The sequence below is a fragment of the Bacillus haimaensis genome (assembly GCF_048270625.1).
GTDB classification, from domain to species: Bacteria; Bacillota; Bacilli; order Bacillales; family Bacillaceae_I; genus Sutcliffiella_A; species Sutcliffiella_A haimaensis.
Genome location: NZ_CP158164.1, coordinates 3,392,054 through 3,417,990, shown reverse-complemented (window position 1 = coordinate 3,417,990; position 25,937 = coordinate 3,392,054). Strand labels below are relative to the sequence as shown.

General features: G+C 44.6%; 18 protein-coding genes and 1 riboswitch. Of the genes, 10 read left to right on the top strand and 8 right to left on the bottom strand.

The annotated features are described in order from the left end of the window. Positions 1-29: 29 nt before the first annotated feature. Complete coding sequence (locus tag ABN702_RS17335; protein ID WP_417898010.1) at positions 30-1,256, bottom strand: helix-turn-helix domain-containing protein; 1,227 nt, start codon at positions 1,254-1,256, stop codon at positions 30-32. A 128-nt stretch (positions 1,257-1,384) separates the two neighbouring features. On the opposite strand from ABN702_RS17335, the gene ABN702_RS17330 reads away from it, so the two are divergent. The 4 genes from ABN702_RS17330 (at position 1,385) to ABN702_RS17315 (ending at position 6,251) form a co-directional block, all read left to right on the top strand. Beyond that, positions 1,385-2,674, top strand: coding sequence for an MFS transporter (locus ABN702_RS17330; RefSeq protein WP_417898009.1), 1,290 nt, complete (start codon positions 1,385-1,387; stop codon positions 2,672-2,674). Positions 2,675-2,864: 190 nt separating this feature from the next. Further along, positions 2,865-3,680 (top strand): EcsC family protein, encoded by an 816-nt coding sequence (locus ABN702_RS17325; RefSeq protein WP_417898008.1) that lies wholly within the window; start codon positions 2,865-2,867, stop codon positions 3,678-3,680. Between the two features lie 374 nt (positions 3,681-4,054). Continuing rightward, positions 4,055-4,840: a cupredoxin domain-containing protein gene (locus ABN702_RS17320; RefSeq protein ID WP_417898007.1), complete on the top strand. Its 786-nt coding sequence runs from the start codon at positions 4,055-4,057 to the stop codon at positions 4,838-4,840. A 166-nt stretch (positions 4,841-5,006) separates the two neighbouring features. After that, positions 5,007-6,251 carry a helix-turn-helix domain-containing protein gene (locus ABN702_RS17315; protein ID WP_417898006.1) on the top strand — a complete coding sequence of 415 codons (1,245 nt, stop codon included), beginning with the start codon at positions 5,007-5,009 and terminating at the stop codon, positions 6,249-6,251. Between the two features lie 55 nt (positions 6,252-6,306). Here the strand turns inward: ABN702_RS17315 and ABN702_RS17310 are convergent, their stop codons facing one another. From ABN702_RS17310 to ABN702_RS17295, 4 genes are all read right to left on the bottom strand, one after another. After that, a complete protein-coding gene (locus tag ABN702_RS17310) occupies positions 6,307-10,056 on the bottom strand; it encodes a S8 family serine peptidase (protein WP_417898005.1) in 3,750 nt (1,249 codons plus the stop codon). 814 nt (positions 10,057-10,870) lie between these two features. Continuing rightward, positions 10,871-12,097, bottom strand: a complete 1,227-nt coding sequence (locus ABN702_RS17305; RefSeq protein WP_417898004.1) for a helix-turn-helix domain-containing protein — start codon at positions 12,095-12,097, stop codon at positions 10,871-10,873. A gap of 42 nt (positions 12,098-12,139) precedes the next feature. After that, positions 12,140-15,880 (bottom strand): S8 family serine peptidase, encoded by a 3,741-nt coding sequence (locus ABN702_RS17300; protein WP_417898003.1) that lies wholly within the window; start codon positions 15,878-15,880, stop codon positions 12,140-12,142. 552 nt (positions 15,881-16,432) lie between these two features. Further along, the gene (locus ABN702_RS17295; RefSeq protein WP_417898002.1) at positions 16,433-17,500 is read right to left on the bottom strand and encodes an AI-2E family transporter; all 1,068 of its coding nucleotides are present in this window, start codon (positions 17,498-17,500) and stop codon (positions 16,433-16,435) included. Between the two features lie 209 nt (positions 17,501-17,709). Between ABN702_RS17295 and ABN702_RS17290 the strand changes: the two genes are divergently transcribed. Beyond that, the gene (locus tag ABN702_RS17290) at positions 17,710-18,135 is read left to right on the top strand and encodes a hypothetical protein (RefSeq protein WP_417898001.1); all 426 of its coding nucleotides are present in this window, start codon (positions 17,710-17,712) and stop codon (positions 18,133-18,135) included. An 18-nt stretch (positions 18,136-18,153) separates the two neighbouring features. Here ABN702_RS17290 and ABN702_RS17285 read toward each other — a convergent pair whose 3' ends face one another. Continuing rightward, entirely contained in the window at positions 18,154-19,047 is an 894-nt protein-coding gene (locus ABN702_RS17285) for a TetR/AcrR family transcriptional regulator (protein WP_417898000.1), read from the bottom strand. A gap of 185 nt (positions 19,048-19,232) precedes the next feature. On the opposite strand from ABN702_RS17285, the gene ABN702_RS17280 reads away from it, so the two are divergent. Next, a complete protein-coding gene (locus ABN702_RS17280) occupies positions 19,233-20,774 on the top strand; it encodes a DHA2 family efflux MFS transporter permease subunit (protein WP_417897999.1) in 1,542 nt (513 codons plus the stop codon). 46 nt (positions 20,775-20,820) lie between these two features. On the opposite strand, the gene ABN702_RS17275 is transcribed toward ABN702_RS17280, so the two are convergent. Beyond that, entirely contained in the window at positions 20,821-20,979 is a 159-nt protein-coding gene (locus ABN702_RS17275; RefSeq protein WP_417897998.1) for a hypothetical protein, read from the bottom strand. A 187-nt stretch (positions 20,980-21,166) separates the two neighbouring features. Between ABN702_RS17275 and mnmH the strand changes: the two genes are divergently transcribed. Further along, positions 21,167-22,213 carry a tRNA 2-selenouridine(34) synthase MnmH gene (gene mnmH, locus ABN702_RS17270; RefSeq protein WP_417897997.1) on the top strand — a complete coding sequence of 349 codons (1,047 nt, stop codon included), beginning with the start codon at positions 21,167-21,169 and terminating at the stop codon, positions 22,211-22,213. A gap of 193 nt (positions 22,214-22,406) precedes the next feature. Beyond that, a complete protein-coding gene (locus ABN702_RS17265) occupies positions 22,407-23,492 on the top strand; it encodes an aromatic acid exporter family protein (RefSeq protein WP_417897996.1) in 1,086 nt (361 codons plus the stop codon). 358 nt (positions 23,493-23,850) lie between these two features. On the opposite strand, the gene ABN702_RS17260 is transcribed toward ABN702_RS17265, so the two are convergent. Then, complete coding sequence (locus ABN702_RS17260) at positions 23,851-24,678, bottom strand: MBL fold metallo-hydrolase (RefSeq protein ID WP_417897995.1); 828 nt, start codon at positions 24,676-24,678, stop codon at positions 23,851-23,853. An 88-nt stretch (positions 24,679-24,766) separates the two neighbouring features. Between ABN702_RS17260 and ABN702_RS17255 the strand changes: the two genes are divergently transcribed. Continuing rightward, a complete protein-coding gene (locus ABN702_RS17255; RefSeq protein ID WP_417897994.1) occupies positions 24,767-24,901 on the top strand; it encodes a hypothetical protein in 135 nt (44 codons plus the stop codon). Between the two features lie 102 nt (positions 24,902-25,003). After that, a riboswitch (cobalamin riboswitch) is annotated at positions 25,004-25,191 on the top strand. A gap of 170 nt (positions 25,192-25,361) precedes the next feature. Continuing rightward, on the top strand, positions 25,362-25,907 hold the full coding sequence (locus ABN702_RS17250) for a cob(I)yrinic acid a,c-diamide adenosyltransferase (protein ID WP_417897993.1): 546 nt from the start codon (positions 25,362-25,364) through the stop codon (positions 25,905-25,907). The last annotated feature ends 30 nt before the right edge of the window (positions 25,908-25,937 follow it).

The following is a 25,937-nucleotide window of genomic DNA, read 5'->3' as shown; positions in this document are numbered from 1 at the left end:
ACGGGGGTCTGGCCCCTTCTTTAGTAGGGTCACAGAAACCTGTCCCCTCGCACTTTCCCCAAAGCCTCCTGACTGAATCTCTTCAGCTGTGAGTCTGGCATTGGGTCAAGGTTCTCTACAGCTTTTTCTGCAGCGGTGATGGCTTCTTTGGGACTGCCTAGTTCCGCTAGGATCAGTGCTTTGAAGGTGTCCTTGATATAGTGGTTGGTCAGGTCGATTGGGTGGTGGTTATCTATGGAGCCCACCTTTTCTATTGCTTGCAGGGCCTCGTCATAACGCCCGAGATAATAGAGGGCCTTTCCTTTTTCTAGGTTGAACCATGTATCATAGTCCTTCACTCGTTTGGGATCGGATAGGAAGCTCTCTGCTTTATCGAGCGCTTTGTTGTATTCCTTTTTTTCCGATATCAGTTCAATGATTTGAAACAATCTGTAAAAGTAGATGGAGGATGAGTGATCAGCAAATTCCCCGTATTGCTTCAGCTTTTTTAAATAATAGTCCATCTTTCTTTTATTACCGTCCATCCATGCATGTGCCGCAGCAAGCCGGTACAGGTCGTCGATCAGATAGAAAATCCGCTTTTCCTTGGAGAAGGAGAGCGCTTTTTCCATTGCGCCTACAGCAGCTTCGTATTCCCCGACAGCAAACAACAGGATTGCTTCATGATAGTCCAAATCAAGCCTTGCCAATGGTTCAATATAGACATGATTCTTTTCGATTTCCTTCCTTTCGGTCATGAAAGTTTCGAGAGCCTTTTTGTAGTCATGCTCTTGAAACGAAATATTCGATAGGAATATCCCGATTGCGGTCCGGTTGGAGGAGATATTCATCTGATCAAAAAGGTCAGTTGCCCTTTTCAAATGTTTCTGCCAGTCTGGCTTCTTTTCACGTTGAAGGGCATAGCTATAAATCTCCAATAGTCGGGCACCTTCGAACCCTTGCGTTAACTTGTCAACGATTGGTGCTATCAGTTCGATCAATTGCATAGATTTATCTGGTAGAACAGCAAGCGGTGTATTATGGATTTTCTCCGCTTGCTCCAAAACACTTCTCAGCTCCTCGGAACTTACTTCCTCCAAGAGATCTGTCATTTCCACGCCAAGCTGCACGGCAATATAGGTGAGGCTCTCCATGGAAGGGTTCGCCTTATTATTTTCAATCAAGCTGAGCATTCCCTTTGTAAGTCCTGTCCCAGCTAGTGTATCCAGGGTCATTTTCTTCTGTTTACGAATTTTTCGTATTCGATCTCCAAGCATTCGGATGAAGCACTCCTTCTATCGCCTATTTTGTTTAATTATATTAAACTTTTGCTTGAAAGGGAAGAGCGGTTTGTGATATGATTTGTTTAATGAAATTAAACTTTTTGAAAATTGGGGTGTTGTTAATGGAGGAAAGCTATAAATTAAAAAGGGCAACCTATCATCTTTATACGTTTATGATCAGTAAGCTTGTTGCTTCATTTGGTGCTCAGGTCTATACATTCGCAATCAGTTTTTACATTTTACAGACAACGGGATCGGCAACGAGCTTTGCGGCGAACCTGATATGCAATATTTTCCCCCGTACACTGGCAGCTCCATTTGCCGGAGTCATCACAGACCGATATTCTAGAAAAAAGATTGTCATCGTCTCGCAGATTGCCACCACCTTGGCGATAACAGGTCTTCTTATTTTTATCCTTGCATCAGGACTCTCCCTCCCGGCTGTTTATGTCACTACATGTATTTTGTCGCTTACCTCCATGTTTTCCGGTATTGCATTCACTTCATCCATTACAGGACTCATTGATAAAGATCGAATCCAGAAGGCAATGGCCCTTAATCAAATGTCCATCTCCTTTGCCGCGATCGGTAGCCCTGCGGTAGGCGGATTATTGTATGGGACCGTATCCATTCCGGTATTTCTAATTATTTATATCATGGCTTCCATCATTGCCGTCATCCTTGAATCAACGATGAATTTCCGACTATTCACTGCCGGACAGAAAAAGGAAGCTGAAGAAACCGTGAAAGAGACCATGTGGCAAAGCATAAAAGCTGGAATAGGCTATCTGCGCCTGAAGCCTGTCATCATGATCATGCTTTGGATCAGTTTGCTCATCAATTTCCTTTTTGGGGCATTTGAAGTCGGGTACTCCTATATCCTGATTGAAAAATTGAGTGTGGAGTCCCAGCACTTCGGCTTGACCCAGGGGGCGTTCTCCCTTGGAATGCTGCTCCTGTCCATCTATTTTTCTGCCAGAAAAGAAGTTCGCTATCCACTTATAGTCTCCAAATGGGGGATAGTCGGACTTGGCGTCATCATGGGAGGCATTTCTCTGCCACTTGTACTGTCCATGTCATATTGGATACAATTTTCTTACTATATGCTGCTCATGTTCTGCTTTGGTTCCATGATTATAGTCGTCAACACCCCAATTCAAGTCATGCTGCAAAAAACGATCGACGACGAATACAAAGGACGGGTCTTTTCCATCATCGAAACAATGGCAATGGCACTCATCCCACTCGGCATGGTCATCTATGGCATACTCTATGACATCTTTCCAGGACAATGGGTACTGCTCCTTTCGGCAAGCATGCTCGTAACCGTCGTACTCATCATGGCAAGACCATCCGTCATCCGCAAAGCACACCCAGAAGTGATGGTCAAAAACAGGGAAAGCGTCGCCTGACGGGGACAGGTCCCTTGTCCCATCCACACTATGAACGCCAGCTCCTTGCATAATAGCAATGTGAGCAGGCGTTTTTCTATTCCAAACATGAATACAGGGGACAGACCCCGCCACCTAGTTAAGGACCATCCGACCTGTCCCTCTGGTGTATAATATATATAAATTATTAATGGCGATAGGTGATGAAAAGATGGAAACAAGGGACTTCCTTTTGAATGAATTGAAGGTTATCGAGAAATGGGAAAAAGATCAAAAGGGCATATGGTTTTGGGAACGGTTGACTCGTCTGCCATTCAAGCTGCTTGATAAGGTGACGCCGAAATTTATCCAAACGAAGATCGGGAGCCTCCTGGATGAGCTTGGGAGCTATATCCAAAATGGCGGGCAGTATTTGACGAGTGAAAAGTCGGTGCTGCAATTTTATGAAAAGAAAACGGGGCGCAATACAAATGAGCTATCGGACATTCAAGCTGCACCTGTCAGCGAGATGAAACAGGTGTCACTTGAGCTCTCAAGTAGAAGAAAGACGGCTGCCACGCTACAGGGGGCAAGCACCGGAATAGGTGGTTTTTTTACACTTGCCATCGACATTCCGGCAATCCTTGCGATATCCTTGAAGACCCTTCAGGAGATTGCGGTCATTCATGGGTACGACCCTAACGACAAAAAGGAGAGGGTCTTCATTCTAAAATGCCTTCAGTTTTCCACAGCTGATTATGTCGGGAAGAGTGCCATTCTAAATGAGTTGGCAGATTTCAGAAACGACGAACGGAAATCAAGCGAAGTCATTTCCCAGCTCCAGGGCTGGCGAGAGGTGACATTGACTTTTACGGAGTCCTTCGGCTGGAAGAAGCTTTTTCAGATGGTACCGGTTGCCGGAATACTTTTCGGTGCGTTTGCCAATCGATCAATGATCAGTGATTTGTCCGAAACCGGGACGATGCTATATCAAAAGAGAAGAATTTTGGAGAGGCTTGAGAAGGTTTCGAGTCCAGTGAGCGAATAAAAGAGGAAAATCCCCGTCCAATTGATGGGGATTTTTTTTGGTCCCTGATTTTTCCTAGGCTTACCGTATTTTCTCACCGTTACGTAAGACAGCAAATATCGTTGTGCTCAAAAATTTGGATATACGATGAATTCTGACAGGTTTTCGTGCAAAAAAAAATTATGCACAAAAACTTTTTTTGCGATGAAAAAATGAGCTTCTATGCACAAAACGCAACATTCGATAAAAATCGACATAAATAATATCAAGAAAGACAAGGAATGCACTCTCCATCAAGAAGATTTACTAAAAAAGGAAATGTTTTGCTCGGTGAGTAATATAGCTAAGAAGGAGGAATATTTTCACATCACCAAAAAAGGAGGAGAAAGTATAACATGATAAACAGCTACACAAGGTTCGCCGCGACGGTCCTCATGCTACAAGTTGTAACCATTGCAATCTCCGGCGCGTTCGTGCTGAAACATTTTCCGCCCATCCATGTGATGAATGGAGTCATTGCCATCATCATTGCTGCCGTTTTACTAAAAGCAAAATGGAAGTGGACCCCGATCTTTGGCATTCTCTATGGACTTTTATTTTCTATTCTTACTGTGCCAAGTTTCATCATCTCGATGTTCCGCAGTATCGACCCGGAGTACAATGCGATGAGGGAGGCAAGCAATCCGTTCTTCGGTATCAGCTTTTTGACGGCATTGCTCGTTCTCACAGTCCTGATAAGCTCTATTGCCGGGCTCCTTGCCAACCAGGGCAGAATGACTGAAGATCCGTCATGGTTTCCTAAGCTAAAGGCTGCTCTATATGGAGCTACCACCATGGCACTTCTTGCAAGTATTTACCTTCAATTGCATTGGGTCACCGGTGTTAATGCCTCTACCATCGAGCAACTGCCGACTATCGTCATGAAGCCGGACTCAGCCGAACCTGCGACGATGGAAATAACAGAAGGTGAGCCGCTTGTTCTCCGTATCATCAACGAATCCGACAACGCCTGTCATATTTTCAGCTTTCCGGAGCTTGATGCAAGTGTGCATATGGAACGGGATCGTACCGGGCTGCTTGTCATCGATCCGGAGCCGGGAACCTATACGTACCAATGCAAGCCACACCATGATTATGTGAACGAAAACATTAAAGGGATGCTGACTGTCCACCCAAAATAATTCTTTCGGGAAATCCAGCCCACTTCCAGGTTGGGTTTTTCAGGTTTCTATCATATTTTGCGCAATAAAACTACTCCTAAAATATTATTTTTTTCAAGGTTTTTTAGGCGGAAATTATGGTAGGATAAGAAAAAATTAGTTTGATAGAACATAGGGGATGGGAATCATGCTGGAAGGTAAGATAATCAAATTCTATCGTGAGCTAAATGAAATAAAACAGAAGGATTTAGGAGAAGGGATTTGTTCAAGTACACATATCAGCAAAATTGAGAGGGGTCTCACAGAGGTCTCTGAGGAAACCATTCTATTGTTATCGAAAAGATTGGGCATCAGGATGGAGGAGGAGCTGGAGAACTATCGAAGGGTCGAATTGCTGTTAAAAGACTGGCATGCCGCGATCGTAAAGAAGCTCAAATCCAAAGCGGACTCCATCAAAGAGCAGTTGGATGGCATCCATCTATTGCATAGCCAGGATTTCTACCGTTCCTATACACTCGTGCTCACTAGGTATTATTTGTCTATCGGAAAGTCCGACGCAGCACAGGCGTTGCTAGCGGAAATGGACGTATGGACCGGTCTATCCGATTATGAGGAAAATATGCTTTTGCACATTAAGGGGATCTATCACTTAGGCGTAAAATACGATTACGTCACGGCTATTTCTTTTCTTGACCGAATCAGTCTGGAGCATTACCCGAATCAGGAATATTACTTTGATCTCGCCTTAGCATACAGTTCCCTCAATTCAAAGGTGCTTGCATTTTTCAATGCGAATAAGGCGCTGGCATTTTTCACTAAAATAAGAAGCTTTTCCCGGATTGTGGAGGCGGAAATGCTGATGCTCATTCAGTTGGAGCAGTCGGAAGATTATCAATTTCTAAGCAGTGAATATCATCGTTTGATCGATATGACAGGGGACTATGGCCTGGAGCATCAGAAAGCGATGCTGCATCATAATCTTGGCTATCTGAATCTGCGTCATGGCTTTTTCACGGAGGCGGGCCGATATTACAAAAAATCAATGGATTCGCGGGATACCTCTGATTCAAGATACCTCGGTTCGCTCGAAGGGTACATCAATTCCTTGACAAAAGAAGGGAAGACGACGAAGGAAAAGCTGCTGAAGCTGGTGGAAGAGGGTCTGGCGTTATGCAGGAATTTTACGGATTCGACCTTTAATCATCTCTTTACGATGCACCAGTTTTCCATTTTAGGGGAAGAAGAGCAGTATTATCACTATCTCGAGTCGCGGGCTTTCCCGCATTTTGATAAAAAGGGCTATGTCATGACGAAGGAGCATTATGCTGTGAAGCTGTTTGATTATTACATGTCCAAAAACGATATGGCGAATGCAAACCGCTATGCGGGTGCGCTCGTCGAGAAATTCAGGAGAAACAATCAATTTGTTTGAGATAAAAGCAAAGCCGCCCGCATCCCCTTTATGCAGGCGGCTTCCTTTTTGAGATTTATCTTAATCCGTATGCCTTAATGATTTCTTGCGTGATCTTGTTCCCTTCATCATCCCATGCGCTTGCTCTTAGGGAGACAAATTTTGCATTCTTAGGATTTTGAATGGAAGTTGTAAATGAGTCTCCCTCGCGAGTGAGCTTCACTTTCTTCCATGTTTTCCCTTCGTTGAAGGAAACTTCTAATGTTGCATTTTCGACATTTCCATAGTCCAGTGCAGTTTCCAATTTTGTCACGGAAATCTCAAGGTCGGTTGGACGGTTTGCCAATGCATCCCCATTTACATCTGTGTCCACCTTGTAGTTGAGCGACAGGAATGGAAGATCGTGCTTCCAGAGGTTCTCTCCCTCTTTATTCTTGGTCCAGAAGACCCATTCCGTATTGGTGAGGGTGGAAGTCCTGAAGCGTTCTGCATCACGCTTCGCTTCTGTCACGACACGGAGCTGGGTGCGCTCAACAGGAGCGATAATCCCGGACTGTAACGCTTGGCCCTTGCCTTCCTTCACTAATGTATCGCCATTGTAGAGCTTTATTGTCTGATTTTGGACGGAGTAGTTATAGTCTGCCCCTCCGGTATTTCCAACACCGCCATCAGCAAATGCAGGGAAATTGAATTGAAGATAATTTCCTTGGCGGTGTGGACCCCAGTATCCTGTACCAAGACTTGGACGGACAACAGGGGAGAACCAGTTTTCCACCACTTTCTGTCCGCCAGTGTATGTGGCAAGCGGCTGGCGGATTTCCCAAGGGGTATCCAGGAACTTTGCCATGTGATACCAGCTGGTACCCTCGGTTGCGGATACGTATTCCGTACGGGCTGTCGGGTAATTTACTTTGAAAAGGAACCCGACAGCGCCTCTTGTGTGAGGACGTAGGTCATATCGGAATTCGCCACCTGCCGCTTCGACATGGGAATTATAGCGGGTGTCGATTGTCACTAATTCCTTGTTCTTTGGAGCGTACTTCAAGTCTTTTGGTATGGAGCCTACATGCGCATCCACAAGGTCGTATACATAAGGAGTATCCACTACACCTTCGACTTGAAGCTTGACATTACCTGAGCGTACAGCTTTTACAAGCTTGTCGCCTTCCTGTTTGCTGATACCGGCAACGGCAATAGGATTGTCCGTATACTCCGGAGTACCGGCATAGACACTGAATTCTTTATTTTCATTGTTGACGATGATAAGAAGCTTTACTCCGGCGGCTGCAGCAGCAGTAGCCTGAGCGGATACGGATACCTCGCTGTTAAGGTCTACAACAACCGCTTTGCCTTTTGCTTTAAGGCGTTCAAAGTCAGCTGGAGCACCTTTCCCTGCATAGACAGTGGAAAGATTGTATTTTCCATCCAATCGGGTGCTTCCTGCCAACGGGATATCATCCAATTCCTTGCCATTGAAGTTAATGGTCAACATAGGCTTGGTCAAGCGCCAACGAGTGAGCATCTCAAAATATCCGGACTTGGTTTCTTTCGTTGGGACAGCATACAGTTTATCGATCCAGACAGGCATCACATACAGGCTTGTCACCGGCATATTACCGATTGTTTGGTGATACTCCATACGTTGGAACATCGGTTCGGCTTTTTTCGGTACTTCTACAGTTATTTCTTTTGCTTTACTTGCGTCCAGTTCAACGGTTTTCGCCTCATTGAGCTTCACTTCAGGATTTCCTACGAGTGCCACACCGGCATGGTCTGTGTCCATATCCACATCCATCAGGGACATGGCGGAATAGGTTCCAGGTGGAAGGCGGAGCTCCAACGTGCCATTGACAGCATATACCCAAGGTTGCATGGTTTCGCTGAAAAGTACAGCATAGGCAGTTGTCGGTTCGCCTTTACGGTCTTTGGCGTTTAAAGTGAGGGTGTATCTTTCCTCTTCCTTCACCATCGCCATCGTAGTGTGAACGACTGCTTCTCCAGCAGCTTTTGCCGTAATAAAGCCTTGGTAGCGGGAACCAGTTTCAGCAAGCTTGGAATCGAGGGTCACGTGTACATCTGCAGTCCCGCCTGCTGGAATGGTGATGGTATTTTCCGATAGAGTCAGCATGTCGGATGGAGCAGCTTTTCCTTCTGCATTTGTAAACGTTGATTCCAAATCCAGCGTAATATCTGCTTCGCTGTCATTGGTATACGTCACGGTTTTCTCGACAGGGGCTGCATTGTCATGCGGCCATTGGAAGAAGCCGAATGAGATGGAGCCCGTGGCCCTTACTTGAGTCTCAAGGGCAGCTGCGATGTCCACACGACCTGTCCCGACATGGTACGGCTGATAGCCATCAAGTTTTTTTGTTGTGTTCATCAACACCTCTTTGATTTGTTGCCCGGACCATTCCGGATATTTTTGTGCCAGGATGGCTGCTGCACCTGCTACGTGAGGGGTAGCCATGGATGTTCCATTCAAGCTTTTGTAGCTTCCGCTGCCAGGAGAGAACTGGGAGCGAGCTGCGTTGATACTTACACCAGGAGCGGATAAGTCAGGCTTCAATCCCATGTCCTTATAGCGCGGTCCCTTGGAAGAGAAGTAGGCAAGCTTGTCCGCCTTGTCTACAGCCCCGACTGTCAATGCCGCATCAGCTGCACCTGGGGAACCAATCGTTCCTTCGCCGCCTCGATTTCCTGCAGCGATGACGAATAATGTGCCATTTTCTTCTGTGAGTCTATCGACTGCCTGTGCCATCGGATCCGTTCCATCACTAGGCTCAGAGCTTCCAAGACTCATATTAACGATTTTCGCATTCTCGGATGCCCATTCCATGCCGTCGATGATCCATGATTCAAGGCCGGATCCAGCATCGCTCAATACTTTTCCGACAAGTAAACGAGCATCGGGAGCCACACCCTTTGACTTTCCGTCTGCAGCACCTGTTCCAAGCACCGTAGAGGCTACGTGTGTTCCGTGACCATTTTTATCCGTTACTTCTTCGCCGGGTACAAAGCTCACCGCTCCGTCCAGTTGAGGGGCAATGTCTGGGTGCTGGGCGTCAATTCCTGTGTCTAGCACGGCGACCTTTACGCCTTCACCTGTAAAGCCGGATTCCCAGGCTGTGTTAGTTCCAATCTGTGGAACGGATTGATGAAGGGATGCTTCCACACGTCCATCTAGCCAGATTTTTTCCACACCATGCTGGAAGAGGGCATCTTCCGGCTTTTCTATGCTGGAAGCGGCTGTTTGGACAATAACATCCTCCCAGAATACTTCAGCTGATTTTTTATCTGCAGACAGGGCGGCAGCGTTGATACTTTCAAGTTCTTTTGTTTTTGTTGAGCCTTTAGGAGCAGGTGCACCCTTTGAGGAAAAAGATCTTGCCTTGCTCTCTTCGTATTCGACAATCACCGGCAGGGAAGCGAGGCTTTTATCGTCATATCCGTACTCTATTAATTTAGTAATATTAAATAAGTCATGATCCAGCTTCCCGGCTGCAAGATAGGGCATGGCGGTGTTCGGGAATACAAAGGTATCCTCTTCTGTGGTGATGATCCGGACCCCGTCCCCATTCTTTTGGGCAGGCTCGACGTTGATGACATACTTGCCGTCCGAAAGAGTGGAAACCTTTACAACGTCTCCGGTGATAAGGGTGATGGTATGATCTCCTGTTATGCTGCTGTCAAAGGATACGATGGATGGATTTTCTTTTGAGGCATTATCGGTCGAAGCCCCGAGTGCTTGTACCTGGTATAGGGATCCAGATAGTAAAGAGGCGGCAATCGATCCGGCCAATACCGTTTTCATGGTCAACTTCTTCAATTAGCATTCTCCTATTCTGTTTCGAGATAAATTGCTCATGCCTTATCTGAGGTGAATCTTGCTGAAGTAAAAACAAATATTACTACGTGGTTCTTAATCTTGGTGAAAAAGATTACGAGATTCGACGTTCCTTCACCTCCTGGAAAAGTGGCTTTTCCTTATACGGTGATAAAAACTCTATGGATGGATGTACAGCGGATTTAGTTGAATTGTAAGGCCGGCAAAGTATTATGACAATTGGTGTTTTGTTAAGGTCTTTAGGACTAGTTCGTGAATGATGAAACCTTAAGGCATGACGAAAAAACATGTAGGAATACTCCGATAATCCCAAAAAAGAATGCGGGGAGTTGGGGTTTTGAGCGAAAGCAGATAATAAGGAGACGATGGGGGAGTGATGGTAAAATGATGGGGGTCAGACCCTCTCCATAAATGTGGCGTCAACATCACTATACAGACATAACAAAAGGAATAGCCTAATTCAATTATTCCTGGTAAAGCGACATTTCGTAAACATACTGCTATAACAAGCCTTTACCGCTTTAGTAAAGTGAGGGTCAGGCCACAATGAAATTTCTTTTTTATGTGTCGCAATTAATACAAACGGTAAAAGTTCTTGGATAGGACTTTAAGCAGGGAGATAAAGCGGAGGAGCCGATCGGATTGAAGCGGGTGGAAGGTGGTCTTTCGGATGCAGTAATCTTCCAGAAACGATAAAAAGATGCCCAGCTTTTATCGTGAAAAAGCTGGGCATCTTTTTTAAAAGTTTCCAACGAGCTGGAGTGGAAGAGGCGACGAGATTTCTCCTATTAGCTAATCAAATATACACAGATACCGCCGCAGCCTTCTCATGCTGTTTGCATTCAACATAATAAATAAACAAAAGCTTCCCGTAGCGCCTTATCAAATCAAGGTGCTTCCCTGAAAGGAAATGAGGGATGGCCACTTCCTCGAGAAACTGGTAATAGGCCTCGGGATCTTTTCCTAGACGGTAATCAAGGAGTTTGAACAATGTTTGATGCAGGGTGTTGTGATTTTCCTTGGCTAACAGATATCCTTCTTTCACTTTTCTTTGCAAGAATCTTTTCTTGGAAAAATCCCCTTCAATGCTACAGTCAATAAAGTTATACAGTCTGATCAAGTATTCTTTGGAATCTTTGCCGGCAAGCTCTACAGCTTTTTCAAAATACGGATGCGCTTCCCAGAATCTTTTCCTATCATAGTACTCACAACCAAGACTATTTAACAGGAACCCCTTGCTCTCCGTATCCCCAAACTGTTCGCATTTATTTATCAAGCTCTGATACCGCTGAACAATATAATCAAAGTCCATATGGCTATCCTTGCTCAGCTGTTGCAGTACCATCGACTCCGCATTGATAGCCTGTACATGGTTGTTGGTTTCTTTGAAATAGCGGAGGGCTTTATCGATATAAAAGAATGCTTTCACTTTTGAACCACTATAATAATAGGCAAGTGAAAGATGATAGTAATATTCCTTGTTCCCGTATTCCATCATGTTAATCTGATTTAGGACTTGAATCGCTTTGTGAAAGGAATCATTTTTTGATGTTTCTATGTAATAAATCCCTAGAACGTGAAGACGCAAATGACGGTCAAACGATATTAAATCCTTATCATCTGCATCCATTTTCATTAAAAGTTGATTCGCCTTATTGACTTCTTTGCGAAACAGGTGGTATCTTGCAGTCAGTAATTGATAACGCACTGCAAATTTTGAAGCTTGAACAATCGTGGATTGTTCAAGCTCTTTTTTCAATGCTTCCACTTGAAGTGCACACTGCATGATCATGGCATTATGCCAATCCCTGAGACGATGCTTGAGCTCGCGCAGATAAGCCATTTCCTTTTGGAAGTTAATATTCAGCCGTTCCGAAAACATGGCAATCATGTCTTCGGAACAAGCTGTTTTTCCTCTTTCGATCTTGCTAATATGTGTAGTTGTACAGATTCCATCTCCCAATTGCGACTGTGTCAGCCCGGCCATTATTCGATAGAATCTGATAATTTCCCCTGTTGTCACAATTACCTCTCCTCTGGTTAGTAAGGAAGTCTTCAATTAAGCTTATCTTAAACCGTAAGCCTTAATGATTTCTTGAGTGATTTTATTTCCTTCATCATCCCAAGCGCTTGCTCTGAGTGAAACGGATTCAGCATTCTTTGCATTTTGAATAGTTGCTGCAAAAGAGTCGCCATCTTTAGTAAGTTTTACTTTCTTCCATGTTTTTCCTTCATTAAATGATACTTCTAAAGTAGCGCCTTCCACATTTCCATATCCTACTCCTGTTTCAACTTTGGTAACGGATAACTTAAGATCAGTAGGACGGTTTGCCAATGCATCCCCATTCACATCGGTGTCCACTTTGTAATCTAAAGAAAGGAATGGAAGTTCCTCACCCCAAGTTTCGGATGCTTGAGTCCAGAAGGTCCATTCTGTATTTGTACGGACCGAAGTATTCCAGCGTTCAGGATCACGCTTTGCCTCGGTCACGACACGGAATTGCGTACGTTCCGCTGGTGCCACGTCCCAAGCATTAAGCGCTTGACTTTTGCCTTCTTTCAATAATGTATTGCCTTGGTACAACTTGATCGTCTGATTTTCAAAAGAAGTATTCCAATCGGTTCCACCGGTGTTGCCTGTTCCGGCATCAGCCCAGGCAGGTAAGTTGATGCTTAAGGAGTTGCCTTGGCGGTATGGAGCCCAGTAGCCATTACCCAAGCTTGGACGTACAACTGGAGAGAACCAGTTCTCTGTTAATTTTTGCCCTTTTGTATAAGTAGCCACATCTTGACGGATCTCCCACGTTGCATCCAGCACATTTGCCTGATGATACCATCTAGTATCCTCAAGTGCCGAAACATACTCCGTGCGGGCACTTGGTAAGGATAGCCTTTGTAGGAAGCCAACAGCTCCGAAGGTATGTGGACGCAAGTCGTATCGGAATTCCCCGCCATCTGTTCCAATATGGGAATTGTAGCGAGTATCGATGACTGCTAAATCTTTACCCTTAGGTGCGTAGGATAAAGATTTTGGTATAGAACCGACATGGACATCCATCAGATCATAGACGAATGGGGAGTCGGTTGCTCCTTCTACTTTCAGCTTCACATTGCCGGAACGGACTGCTTTAATAAGCTTGTCTCCCTCTTTTTTGCTGATCCCCGCAACAGCAATCGGGTTGTCTGTATATTCGGAAGTACCGGCGTAAACACTGAATTCTTTATCTTCATTGTTCGCGATGATTAATAGCTTTGCACCGGCGGCTGCAGCAGCAGTAGCCTGCTCGGACACTGTTACCTCATCATTTCTATCTACTACAACGGCCTTTCCTTTTGCTTTAAGGCGGTCGAAGTCAGCTGCACTGCCTTTGCCTGCATAGACGGTGGATAGATTGAATTTTCCATTCAATAATGTGCTTCCTGCAAATGGAATATCATCGAGTTCCTTGCCATTAAAGTTGATAGTCAAGAGTGGTTTCGCAAGGCGCCAGCGGGTAAGTTGTTCAAAGTTTCCTTCTTTGACCTGTTTAGTCGGAACAGCGTACATCTTATCGATCCAAACCGGCATTAAATAAAGGCTGGTCATTGGCATATCTCCAAGTGTGCGATGATATTCCAATCTCTGATAATTGGCCTCTGCTTTCTTTGGTACCTCTACAGAAATTTCTTTTGCTTTACTTGCATCGAGTTCCACTGTTTTTGGACCATTAAGCTTCACTTCGGGATCACCCACAAGGGCTGCACCAGCGTGGTCTGTATTTACATCCACATCCATCAGGGACATGGCGGAATAGGTTCCCGGTGGCAGGCGAAGTTCTAATGTGCCATTGACTGTATAAACCCATGGATCCATTTTCTCGCTGAATACTACTACATAGGCAAGTCCAGGGGAGCCGTCACGGTCTGTGGCATTCAATGTCAAAGGATATCTTTCTTCTTCCTTTATCATGGACATGGTAGTGTGTACAACCGCATCACCGTTAGCTTTTGCTGTTAAAAATCCTTGATAGCGGGAGCCGGTTTCTCCAAGCTTGGAATCGAGTGTAATGTTTACATCCGCAGTCCCACCAGCTGGTACTGTGATAGAATTTGCAGATAGATTCAGGATTCCTGCAGGAGCAGCTTCACCTTCAGCATTTGTAAATGTCGCTTCCAATTCCAGTGTGATAGCTTCGTCGCTATCATTTGAATACGTTACTGTTTTTTCTACAGGAGCAGCCTCGTCATGCGGCCATTGGAAGAAGCCGAATGAAACTGAGCCAGTTGCTCTTACCTTAGTTTCCAAGGCAGCAGCAATATCCACACGTCCTGTTCCCACGTGGTAAGGCTGGTAACCTTCCAGCTTCTGCGTGGTGTTCATTAAAGCCTCTTTAATTTGCTGTCCGTTCCATTCCGGATATTTCTCTGCTAAGATGGCTGCTGCACCGGCAACATGCGGGGTAGCCATGGAAGTACCATCCAAACTTTTGTATTGTCCGCTGCCAGGAGAATATTGGGAACGGGCTGCATTGATCCCTACACCTGGAGCCGTTAAGTCAGGCTTCAAGCCCATATCTCCGTATCGAGGTCCTTTGGAAGAGAACCAGGCAAGCTCGTCCGTCTTATCCACAGCTCCGACTGTCAATGCTGATTCAGCAGCACCTGGAGAACCGATCGTGCCTTCCCCGCCACTATTGCCGGCAGCGATGACGAATAAAGTGCCATTCTCTTCACTGAGCCTTTCAACAGCTTGTGCCATCGGGTCTGTACCGTCACTAGGCTCTGAGCTTCCTAGACTCATATTGACGATTTTTGCATTCTCGGATGCCCACTCCATTCCGTCAATGATCCAGGAGTCCATTCCAAATCCTTCATCACTCAGTACTTTCCCTACCAATAAGCGTGCATCTGGAGCAACGCCTTTTGACTTTCCATCACCCGCACCAGTACCAAGTACAGTGGAGGCAACGTGTGTACCGTGGCCGTTCTTGTCATTTACTTCTTCTCCGGGTACGAAGCTCACCGCTTCATCAAGTTGAGGTGCAATGTCCGGGTGCTGCGCGTCAATTCCGGTATCAAGCACGGCAACCTTCACACCTTCCCCGGTAAAACCTGCTTCCCATGCGGTGTGTGATCCGATTTGAGGGACACTTTGATGAAGTGCCGCGTCAACACGTCCATCCAGCCAGATTTTTTCCACACCATATTCGAATAGGGCGGATTCCGGGTCCTTTATATCGGAGTCTTCTTGAGTGACAGTGACGTCCTCCCAGAATGCTTCGGCAGATTTTTTGTCAGCTGATAGTGCCGCTGCATGAATGCTTTCCAATTCCCTTAGCTTTTTGGATCCTTTTGGAGCTTGGCTGCCTTTTGATGAAAGGGAACGTGCTTTAGTCTGGTCATATTCGACAATGACCGGCAGGGCTTTCAAGTTCTTGTCATCATAGCCGTATTCGATTAATTTAGTAATATTGAATAAGTCCTGATCGAGCTTTCCAGCTGCTAGATAAGGCATGGCAGAGTTCGGGTATACGAAAGTATCTTCCCCGGCTGTTATGACTCTGACTCCATCGCCATTCTTTTGGGCTGGCTCAACATTGATGATATGCTTTCCGTTCCCCAAGGTGGACACCTTGACGACATCCCCGGTAATGAGAGTAATGACATGTTCCCCGGTTATACTTTTACTCATTGAAACAATGGAATTATTATCAATTTGCGTCCCATTGGTGGAAGCCCCAAGTGCATTTGTCTGGAAAATGGATCCAGAAACGATCGAGGCTGCAATGGAACTAACTAGAACTGTCTTCATGGTCAACTTCTTCATTTACATTCTCCTATTCTGTTTCATGATAAATTGGTCTGCTATACGGAGGAAACTCATGCTGAGGTAAAAATTAAGAAGATATGTAGTCTCATATTATTGATGTTAAAAAGACTACCAGAATCAAACTTGTCATCACCTCCTGATATAGTGGTTTTGCTCATAGGTGAAGTAGTTTCATGTTGAAGTTATTCTTGTGTAAGTAGAATTGTAAGGCAGGCGAAATATTCTGACAAATGGTGTTTTTATAGGGACTTAGGAACCAGAAAGGAGTGTCGAAACCCGATAATAAGGGAGTAAAAAGCCGAAAATATAATCTAAAACTACTGAAAAGGGATAAAAGTAATTGGGGTTTTGTTTATTGGAGCTTGAATGGGGATAAAGGGGGGGCAGGCCCCTAAGAAAAAAAGGGTAACAGAAAAACTATTTGAACATAGCAAAAGGAATAACCGAATCCGGTTATTCCAAATGAAGAATTGCTTACATTTACATATCTATATAATAATCCTTTACCACTTTAATAGGGAGCGGGTCAGGCCCCAACCATTTCATCCCTCACGCATGCCGCAGCTGATACAGCCGGTAAAAGTTCTTTATCAGGACTTTTAGCACAGAGTAGAGTGGCACTGCGAGCAAGATGCCGATGAATCCGTAGAGCTTTCCAGCGACAAGGAGCAGGAGGATGACGGTGAGCGGGTGGATGGACAGCTTGTTCCCAATGATTAAAGGAGAGACGAGATTTCCTTCGATCTGCTGGACGATGGTCAAGAGAATCAGGATTTTTACTGCCATGAATGGATCGGTCATCAGGCCGATAACCAGCGCAGGGAGCACCCCAAGTGCCGGTCCGATGATGGGGACTACCGCGGTGATGACAATGAATAAAGCCAACACTAACGAGTATTCGACTCCGATTATCAGGTAGCCGATATACATCAGGAATCCGTTCACCAATGCCACTATCATCTGCCCGCCTATATAGGTGGAGAGCGCCTTATCAATATCAGTCAGGATTCTCCGTCCTTCTATCCGATGTTTTTGAGGTAAATACTTCAGGATGAAAGGCAGAAGCTTGTGCCCGTCTTTCAAAAAATAAAATACGATAAACGGGACAATTACGAGTACCGTTACAAAGCTTGTAATAGAAGAAATGATAACAGCAACATTTTTCCCAATCCGTTCCCCTTGGTCCTTCATGAAGGTCAAGAGCTTTTGCTTTGCTTCTTCATAGGACATCAGGCCGAAATTATTTTCATTAATAACCTGCTTTGTCTGTTCTTCGTTTTTTTCCACAATAGAAGGAACATCCTTCGCAAACTGCATTACCTGTTCTTCAATTTTGCCGCCAAGTGTAAACCCACCCAAGACTGCTCCCCCAATAATCACGAAAAAAACGATAAAAATGGCTAAAACCCGGGGAATGTATTTGGATCTCGAAAGAAACTCCACAACCGGTTTCAAAATATAAAACAGAAATCCGGCAAAAATCAACGGGAAAAAGAGCGTCGCAATCAAACTGAGGATAGGATTGACCAGAAACTGAACCTCGGTCAATAGAAAAATAACCAACAATACCAAAACAATCCCTGTCAGATACTTAAAAAAAGGATGTCTAATCCACAATATTATCCCCCCAATGAAAAAGAATATAAGTTTTCATTCCCTTTCAAGCGGAAATTGACACATGGGGACAGGTACAGTATCCCAATGGACGCACAAACGCACAAACTTCAGATGAAACACGTGGGACCTGACCCCACTGTTTACCAGCATTTTTGCATCAAAAAGGGAGCAAAATACAAAAGTAAGACATTAAAAAGGAGTGTGTAACCATGAATAATTGGGTAAATTCCATATTAAAGTTGGCCACAGCTCAAAATCTCTTGAAGAGGTTCGGCTACAAACCGAGGAAGAAGAGAAACTTGGGAACGTTCGCGTCCTTGCTGGGGATAGGCTTAAGTGCAGCGGCGATCATGTATGGTCGAAATGGTGGAAACGCAATGCCTGGTAAGGAACAATCAAGACCTATGCAGAAGCATCGTTCCGCTACTGATATCATGAAGACACTCCAGTCTAAAGGTCTTGCGAATCCAACGAACATGGCTGCTGTCACCGAAATTGCCGAAGAATTCACTCCTTCGCATAAAGCTCCATCCCATCCGGGGAGCAGCAAGCAGCAAAGAAACATGCACCAACACAGCAACAACCAACAAAAAGGCAACAGAATTAGCCAGCATAACAAACAAAACCATAAATAAAACCAGTGCCACCTTGCCCTAAGAAGCGGCAGGTGGTACTGGTTTGCTGTAAAACGAATGTATCATGTTTTCCAGTTCGGAAATATCGGACTCCGTTACGGAAGGACTTTCTTTTAACGAGCAGATCATGCTATCCAATAGAAACCTTCGGGGGCTTTTAGCCTCCAGCAGCTCTTCCTGGATGAAATCCAAGAGCTCTACATACGGTGTTCCGCTGAGCTTACTTTTCAAGGAATCGAGAAACGTGATAAGAGACTGCTTGCGTGCAAGGATGCCGTCCCTGTTTTCCGGAAACCACTGCTCCAGTCTTTCCGGTGCTATCAGCTGATCCTTCGTTTCTGCGACCTCGTTTACCACCTGTACGATACGCTCCACGCTATATTTCACCACACGATGAATGCTTGCGTTTCCGCTTTCCTGTCCCATCAAATTGAATTTGATATTGTGGTTCAAAATCCCCATGAACATAATGGAACAATCAAGGAGATAAGGCTTTTTTGCTTCTCCGAAAAGATCAATGAAGCGCTCATAGATCCAGCGAATCATCCGCAATTGCCCCCGCTTGATGAATTCCTTCAGTTCTTCGTCCTTGGAGAAAAAGACCTCTTCAAAAAGCGAGATGAGCTTATTGGTACGGTTTGTATGCATCTGCATTTCGATTTGCTGGATGAAGATGTTGATATCAGCTGGGTCCTTTCCAATCAAAAGGTCTGCCCGGTCTTTTTCAAGCTTCGTATAGATGGTCTTGAACAGCTCGATAAGCAGTTCATTTTTGGAAGAAAAATAATTATAAAAGGTGCCCTTTGAAATACCGCTGAAATCGAGGATATCCTGGATGGATGTAGCTTGGAATCCTTTTTCGATAAACAGCTGATGGGCCTTCTTGATTACCTGTAATTTTCGTTCATTCATCTTATCACCTTTTAGACTGATAGTATAATTTTCATACTACCTTATTTTCGCAGCTTACACAAACCCCCAATAAATAACAGCTTCTTTTTATTGAAAAAATTGAACCGATGGTATAAGATGGACTTTATGAAACGATAGTACAAAATTATGAACTTGTAGTATAAAGAGAGAGGAAGCGAAACAACATGCAACAACAAACAGAATCCACACAGCGACCGCCATACGGGATATTGGCTATCCTGATGATTGGCGCTTTTATTGCTTTTTTAAATAATACATTACTGAATATAGCCCTGCCGTCCATCATGACGGAGCTTGAAGTGGGTCCTTCGACCGTCCAATGGCTCACCACAGGGTTCATGCTGGTGAACGGGATCTTGATTCCGACCACTGCATTTCTCATTCAAAAATATTCTGTCCGCCATCTATTCATCGCGGCAATGGGGCTGTTCACAATCGGTACCGTCCTGGCCGGCTTTGCCCATGTCTTTCCGGTACTTCTCACGGGACGCATGCTTCAGGCATCAGGTTCGGCCATTTTGATGCCGCTATTGATGAATGTGATGCTCGTCAGCTTTCCAGTTGAAAAAAGGGGAGCTGCAATGGGGGTATTCGGGCTTATCATGATGGGAGCTCCGGCAATCGGTCCTACTTTATCCGGCTGGCTCATTGAACATTATGATTGGAGAATGTTGTTCCATTTTGTTACGCCGATTGCTGCTGTTATTCTCTTGTTAGGGATTTTCCTATTAAAGGATAAAAAAGTGAAACCGAATATTCGTCTCGATATGTTCTCTGTCCTTTTATCAAGCCTTGGATTTGGCGGACTTCTTTACGGCTTCAGTTCCGCCGGTTCAAAAGGCTGGGACAGTCCGCTTGTCTATGGAACAATCCTTATTGGAGTGGTAGCCCTGACATGGTTTATCCTCCGTATGCTTCGCCAGGAAAAACCGATGCTGAACTTCCGGATCTATCAGTATCCGATGTTCGCCTTATCCTCCGCCATCTCGATGGTCATCACGATGGCGATGTTTTCCGGGATGATCCTCTTGCCGATATATGTACAGACATTGCGTGGGATTTCCCCTTTGGATGCAGGCCTAATGATGCTGCCTGGTGCAATTGTGATGGCTTTGATGTCTCCTATCACAGGGAAACTGTTTGATAAATACGGCGGAAAAGTACTCGCGATAACAGGATTGACGATTACCGTCGTAACGAGCTATTTCTTCAGCCAATTGACCCTGGAAACATCCTATACACAACTGGTCATTCTTTATACAGTAAGGATGTTCGGGATGTCGATGGTATTCATGCCAGTTTCCACAAACGGGCTGAACCAGCTGCCAAAAAGGTTCTATCCACACGGTACAGCTATGAACAGCACGTTGCAGCAGGTGTCAGGGGCAATCGGTACGGCATTCCTCGTAACGCTCATGTCCACCCGTGCCGAAAGCTATGGCCGTGACCTTGCTGCGACAGAAATGCCTAAGCTTGGTGCAGATCCTTCTGCAGAAGCGCTCGGTGCAATGCAGCAGCAAATCATGCTGCAATCGACACTGGAAGGCATCAACTTTGCATTCCTCGTTTCCGTCTTTATCGCAGCAGTAGCGCTTGTTCTTTCCTTCTTCATTAAGAGGGCTAAGCAGGCGGAGGATCCGATAGGGAATGAAGTGGAAGCAGAAATAGTAAATCCCGATGTAAAAGCTAAATTAGCGGAAAACTAATAAGAAAACAGCCTCGAGTATGGAGGCTGTTTTTTAGTTTATAAGGTTATTTTTTATTTGCTTGGGTCCCGCTTTTCTTCTGGCTCTGTGAAGCTGTGTTTCCGATAGTGTATTCATTGCCGAATTCCATATTATTATTGTTGTTATCCTGCTTTTCAATTTGCTCTCTTGTCTGTTCCTTTTTCACTTTACCTTGCTTTGACATCACTCATCATCTCGCTTTCCAATAGTACAATCATTATTAATATGCTCAATCGGAACGGGAAAATTAGTCTTTTATATATAACCTGGACTAATTTATCTATTCAAATCTGTTAACCTTTCCCTCATTCGGCTAAAATGGTAGTATCTGAATTTTCTTTATTCGGTGAAAGATGGAGAGGTTGATAACGATGGTTCGAGAGATATTTGTGAAGGAACTGGTTGGACGCACTGGTGAACCTGGATGTACGGTAATCGATGTGCGTTCTCCTGCAGAGTTTGCAGAGATGACCATCCCGGGAAGCATCAATATCCCGCTTTTCAATAATGAAGAGAGGGCCGAAGTGGGAACTATCTATAAGCAGGTAAGTGTGGACGCGGCCAAGGACAGAGGACTGGAAATTGTATCTGCAAAACTGCCTGACTTTATTCGGGCGTTCCAAAAGCTTGAAGGGGAACTTGTTGTCTTTTGCTGGCGTGGAGGGATGAGAAGCAAAACCACTGCTACGCTCCTTGATTTGATGGGCATAAAAGTACGACGGCTTCAGGGTGGGGTCAAAGCTTACCGTCGCTGGGTAATGGAGCAACTGGAGGATATGGACATTCTTCCTGAAGGTTATATTTTAAATGGGGGGACTGGTACAGGGAAAACCGCCATTCTCCACAAGCTACAGGAAAAAGGGGTTCCGGTTCTGGATCTGGAAGGGCTGGCAATGCACCGCGGTTCCGTTTTCGGACAGATAGGCTTGACGTCCACCAGCCAGAAAATGTTCGAGGCAAATCTCCTTCAAGAGGTCCTGAAGAGTCAGCAAGCACCCTACCTGGTTGTGGAAGCCGAAAGCAAACGAATGGGAAAAATCCTGCTTCCCGAATTCATTACGAAGAAAAAACAGGAATCCACGCACATCTTTATCAAAATGCCCATGGAGGTCCGCGTGCAAAATATAATGAATGAATATAAACCATGGGACTATCACGATGAATGTGTACTGGCATTCCGCAGAATAAAAAAATACATCCACACCCCAATCGCAGCCGATATTGAAACCCAACTCGAGCAGCGACAATATGAACCCGCCATCCACCTACTATTGGAGCATTACTACGATCCAAGATACCTGCATAGTGCCAAAGACTGCAAAAGAATAGTGCTGGAAGCAAGTAATGTAGAGGAAGCGGTGGAGGGAGTTTATGAACTTGTATGTAGGGGCCTGACCCCCGCTGCTTTAAAGGGGTAAAGTATAAATTCCAAAAGAATCCGATGGTGCCTTAAAGTCTCCATCGGATTCTTTGTTAGAAGGTCGAATTCGCCGCTGCCCCTGAATAGAGCGGCATTTTTTATTGCTTAAAACAGTGTTTCAATTAATTCCCTATTCCACTAACCCTTTACGTTATAATAGTAGTAGACGCTTACTAAAGGGACTGAACATAATGACCTACATACATAAACTAAAGCACTTTGTTGGTGGAAGGATACTCAAAACAGGCATTGCGGTGTTCATTACCGCGTTGATTTGCGAGGCTTTGGGATGGCCAGCGATGTTTGCTGTCATTGCTGCAATCGTTACCATTGAACCGACCGCTGCCAATTCGATAAAAAAAGCGTTTGTCCGGTTTCCGGCCTCGGGCATCGGCGCAGGATATGCCATTTTATTTTATATGGGTTTTGGCGATAATCCTGTAACGTACACGTTGGTGGCACTTGCAACCATCATCACCTGCCATAAGTTGCACCTGGATGATGGAATCCTAGTTGCCACCTTGACTGGTGTGGCGATGATTACGACCGTTCATGATCACTATCTTTCCTCCTTTTTGGTCAGGTTGGGGACGACCATCACTGGACTATCTGTATCCACGCTTGTGAATCTGCTGGTGTTAAAGCCGAACTACACGCCAGCCATCTCCGGAAAAATCAGGGGGCTGTTAAAGGAAACAGGCCTCTTAATAGAAAGAAGCGGCGGGGAGCTGATAAAAGGGAAAATGCACGCCAATCCCAGGCAGACAAGATTGGCCTTTCATAAGATAGTGAGAGAGGTGGAGCGTGTCGAGGACCTTTGCCGTTATCAGAAAGAGGAGTGGAAATACCATCGCTACAAGAGAGAAGACATGCGACATTTCTATTATGAAAATAGAAAATTGAAAGTCTTGACACAGCTGACCTATCACGTCGGGAATTTGATTTTCATCCCAAGTCACAAACGGATAGCCGATCAGGACAAATCGTCTCTCATACTCTCAACCGTACGAAACATGAATGAAGTTTTACAAAATGAAGAATATGACATGACGGAAGAGCATCATCAATCGGTGGACAGGCTTTTTGATCAGCTTGCTGAAAGAATTCCTGCTGCAACAGAAGCCTATTATCATATTTTATCGACGGACACCGTTATTTTTTATGAGCTGATAGCAATCAATGATTTGTTAGAGGAACTGGCAAAAATTGAGCGCCATGCGTTGAAGCACCGTCTGGCTACAGCGAAACATAGTGAAATAATAAAATCCGCCGAATAGGTGATATTTTCCTGAAAACGATAATAGAGTTTTGGAAGAAAAGCTGATGAGGAAAGGGAGCAGGCTTGTGAAAATAATCAAAAATAAAAGGGATTTCGCTATTGGAGAAAACGGAATCAGTTCTGTTTAACAGTTACATATCGGCGGAGTGGACCAATCGATCCTCATCCAGGCTGAAAACTCGGAAAATCCTATTCTATTAACTATCCATGGCGGCCCTTCCATGCCGCTTCCGTGACATTGGTTCGTGTATCAGGGGTTTTACACTTTAATACTTTAACAAAGTGAGGGTCAGGCCCCTTTTGCAGCCTGTAGTTTCCTTCTAGAAAAAACGAATTCCTTTGCGAATTCGTTTTTCTTATTTATGCGGTTGTAAACTATGTTCTCTCAGAATAGATGTGACAATATGGATTGAATCCCATTCCCCTCGCGAAAATTTTACGATTGGGAAGGTCTTGGGGAAAAGCTTGCGACGAATTTCTTCAGCTGAATAGCCGTCTTTATACAAGGATAGTACTTCCGCTTGAATAGAAAGTAAATAGTCGCGTTTTCTTTCAATTGCTTTACGGCCGTCCTCCAGATATCCTGCGTGACTGCAAAAAACTTCAAGAAAATCATAGGATAAAATACGTTCCAAGGAGCGGATGATTTCAGGGGTGCTTTCATCAGCCAATGCCAGCTTGGTGCGCGCACTTACAAACAAATCGCCGGTGAACAACTGTCCTGTTTCCCTGTTAAGAAAGGCTTTGTGATCATAGGCATGACCGGGGGTGTCGATGGCATCCCAAGTGGCACTTCTGGATTGGAAGCTCCCTGAGACAGGTTGGGCTTGAAACGGCTTGCGTCTTCCCCAGAATAGCTGTCGATAGAGCGGATAATCTGCCCGCATCAAACAGGAAGCGATAGATATTTCATTAAGATAGACCGGCACATTCTTCGTTTTTTGGACATATGCGGCACAGCCAGTATGGTCTTCGTGAAAATGAGTGAGCATGACCTGATCAAAATCCGCTTCATCAAGGAATGGTTCAAAAAATTTATGTAGAGAGTGTGCCCCGGTATCGATTAACATGCCATCAATCAAATAGCTGTAAACATTTAAAGAAACACCCTTCAAGGATATTTCTCCATTCAAATAGGAGACACCATTAACCTCACCACTGGATGCTTTCTTCTTAAACAACAAATCTACCATCTCCCCGTTAATTCCAATGTATACCAAAATTATAACAAATAAGGTTGTTGCATTGTTTATTTTTATAAGAGAATCCGTCATGCATAGAGAATTAGCGTCCTACACCGTTATTTTTTATAAATTAATAGCAATCAATGATTTGTTAGAGGAACTGGCTAAAATTGAGCGCCATGCGTTGAAGCACCATGTTGCCGCTGCGAAACAACATGCATGATAAAAATCTTCAAGACATTCAAAGTGCAATACGATACAAAAAATCTTCAAGACATTCAAAGTGCAATACGATACACTATATGGTGAAGAAATAAATTACCCAATTACATAGTAACATTTAGGTGCCTTTTCGGAGGTTAAAAGGGAAGCTGGTGCAAGACCAGCACGGACCCCGCCACTGTAAACGTTGAACCGTGTTAGCTTTTATCCACTGTGCTTTTCTTGCATGGGAAGGATTAACGCTGTGATGAGACGTAAGTCAGGAAACCTGCCTATTTGTTTTTAAGGATTCTACGAGGAAGGAATGCTTAAAGTGACATTACTATTTCGCTGCTTTCATAGATTTATTTTGTGAAAAGTGGATATGCGATTCATAATGCGCTTTAACGTCTTTCCTAATATAGGAGAGGCGTTTTTTTATTCTCTTAAACTGTTACATTACTTTTTTACAGGAGGTTCATATGGGCAAAGAAAAGCAAAGAGGGTTGACACTTATTTATACAGGTGATGGGAAAGGGAAAACGACATCGGCGTTGGGACTGACTCTTCGGGCAACAGGGAGAGGGATGAAAGTGAGAATTTTTCAATTTATCAAGTCACCGGAGCGTTCCTATGGGGAACAAATAGCTTTAGAGAAACTCGGAGTTGAGATGGTACAGCTTGGGGCTGGTTTTACTTGGACGAAAACACCGGAGGACCATCGAGAGGCGTTGAGAAGTGGTTGGCCCAAGGCGAAGGAAGCTGTGCTGAGTGGGGAATTCGATGTAGTGGTTTTAGATGAATTGAACAATGCATTGGCAATCGACCGTTTTCCGATAGAGGATGTTCTTCCTTTAGCAGAGGTCATGGATGTGATGAAAAATAAACCGGCACACGTGCACCTGGTCATCACCGGCAGAGATGCAAAGGATGAAATAAAGGAATTGGCAGATCTAGTATCCATCATTGAGCCGGAAAAGCATTATTACAACGATGGAGTGCCGGCTGTAAAAGGAATCGAGTTTTAATTCTGAGTGAAGGAAGCGGAATGATGGATA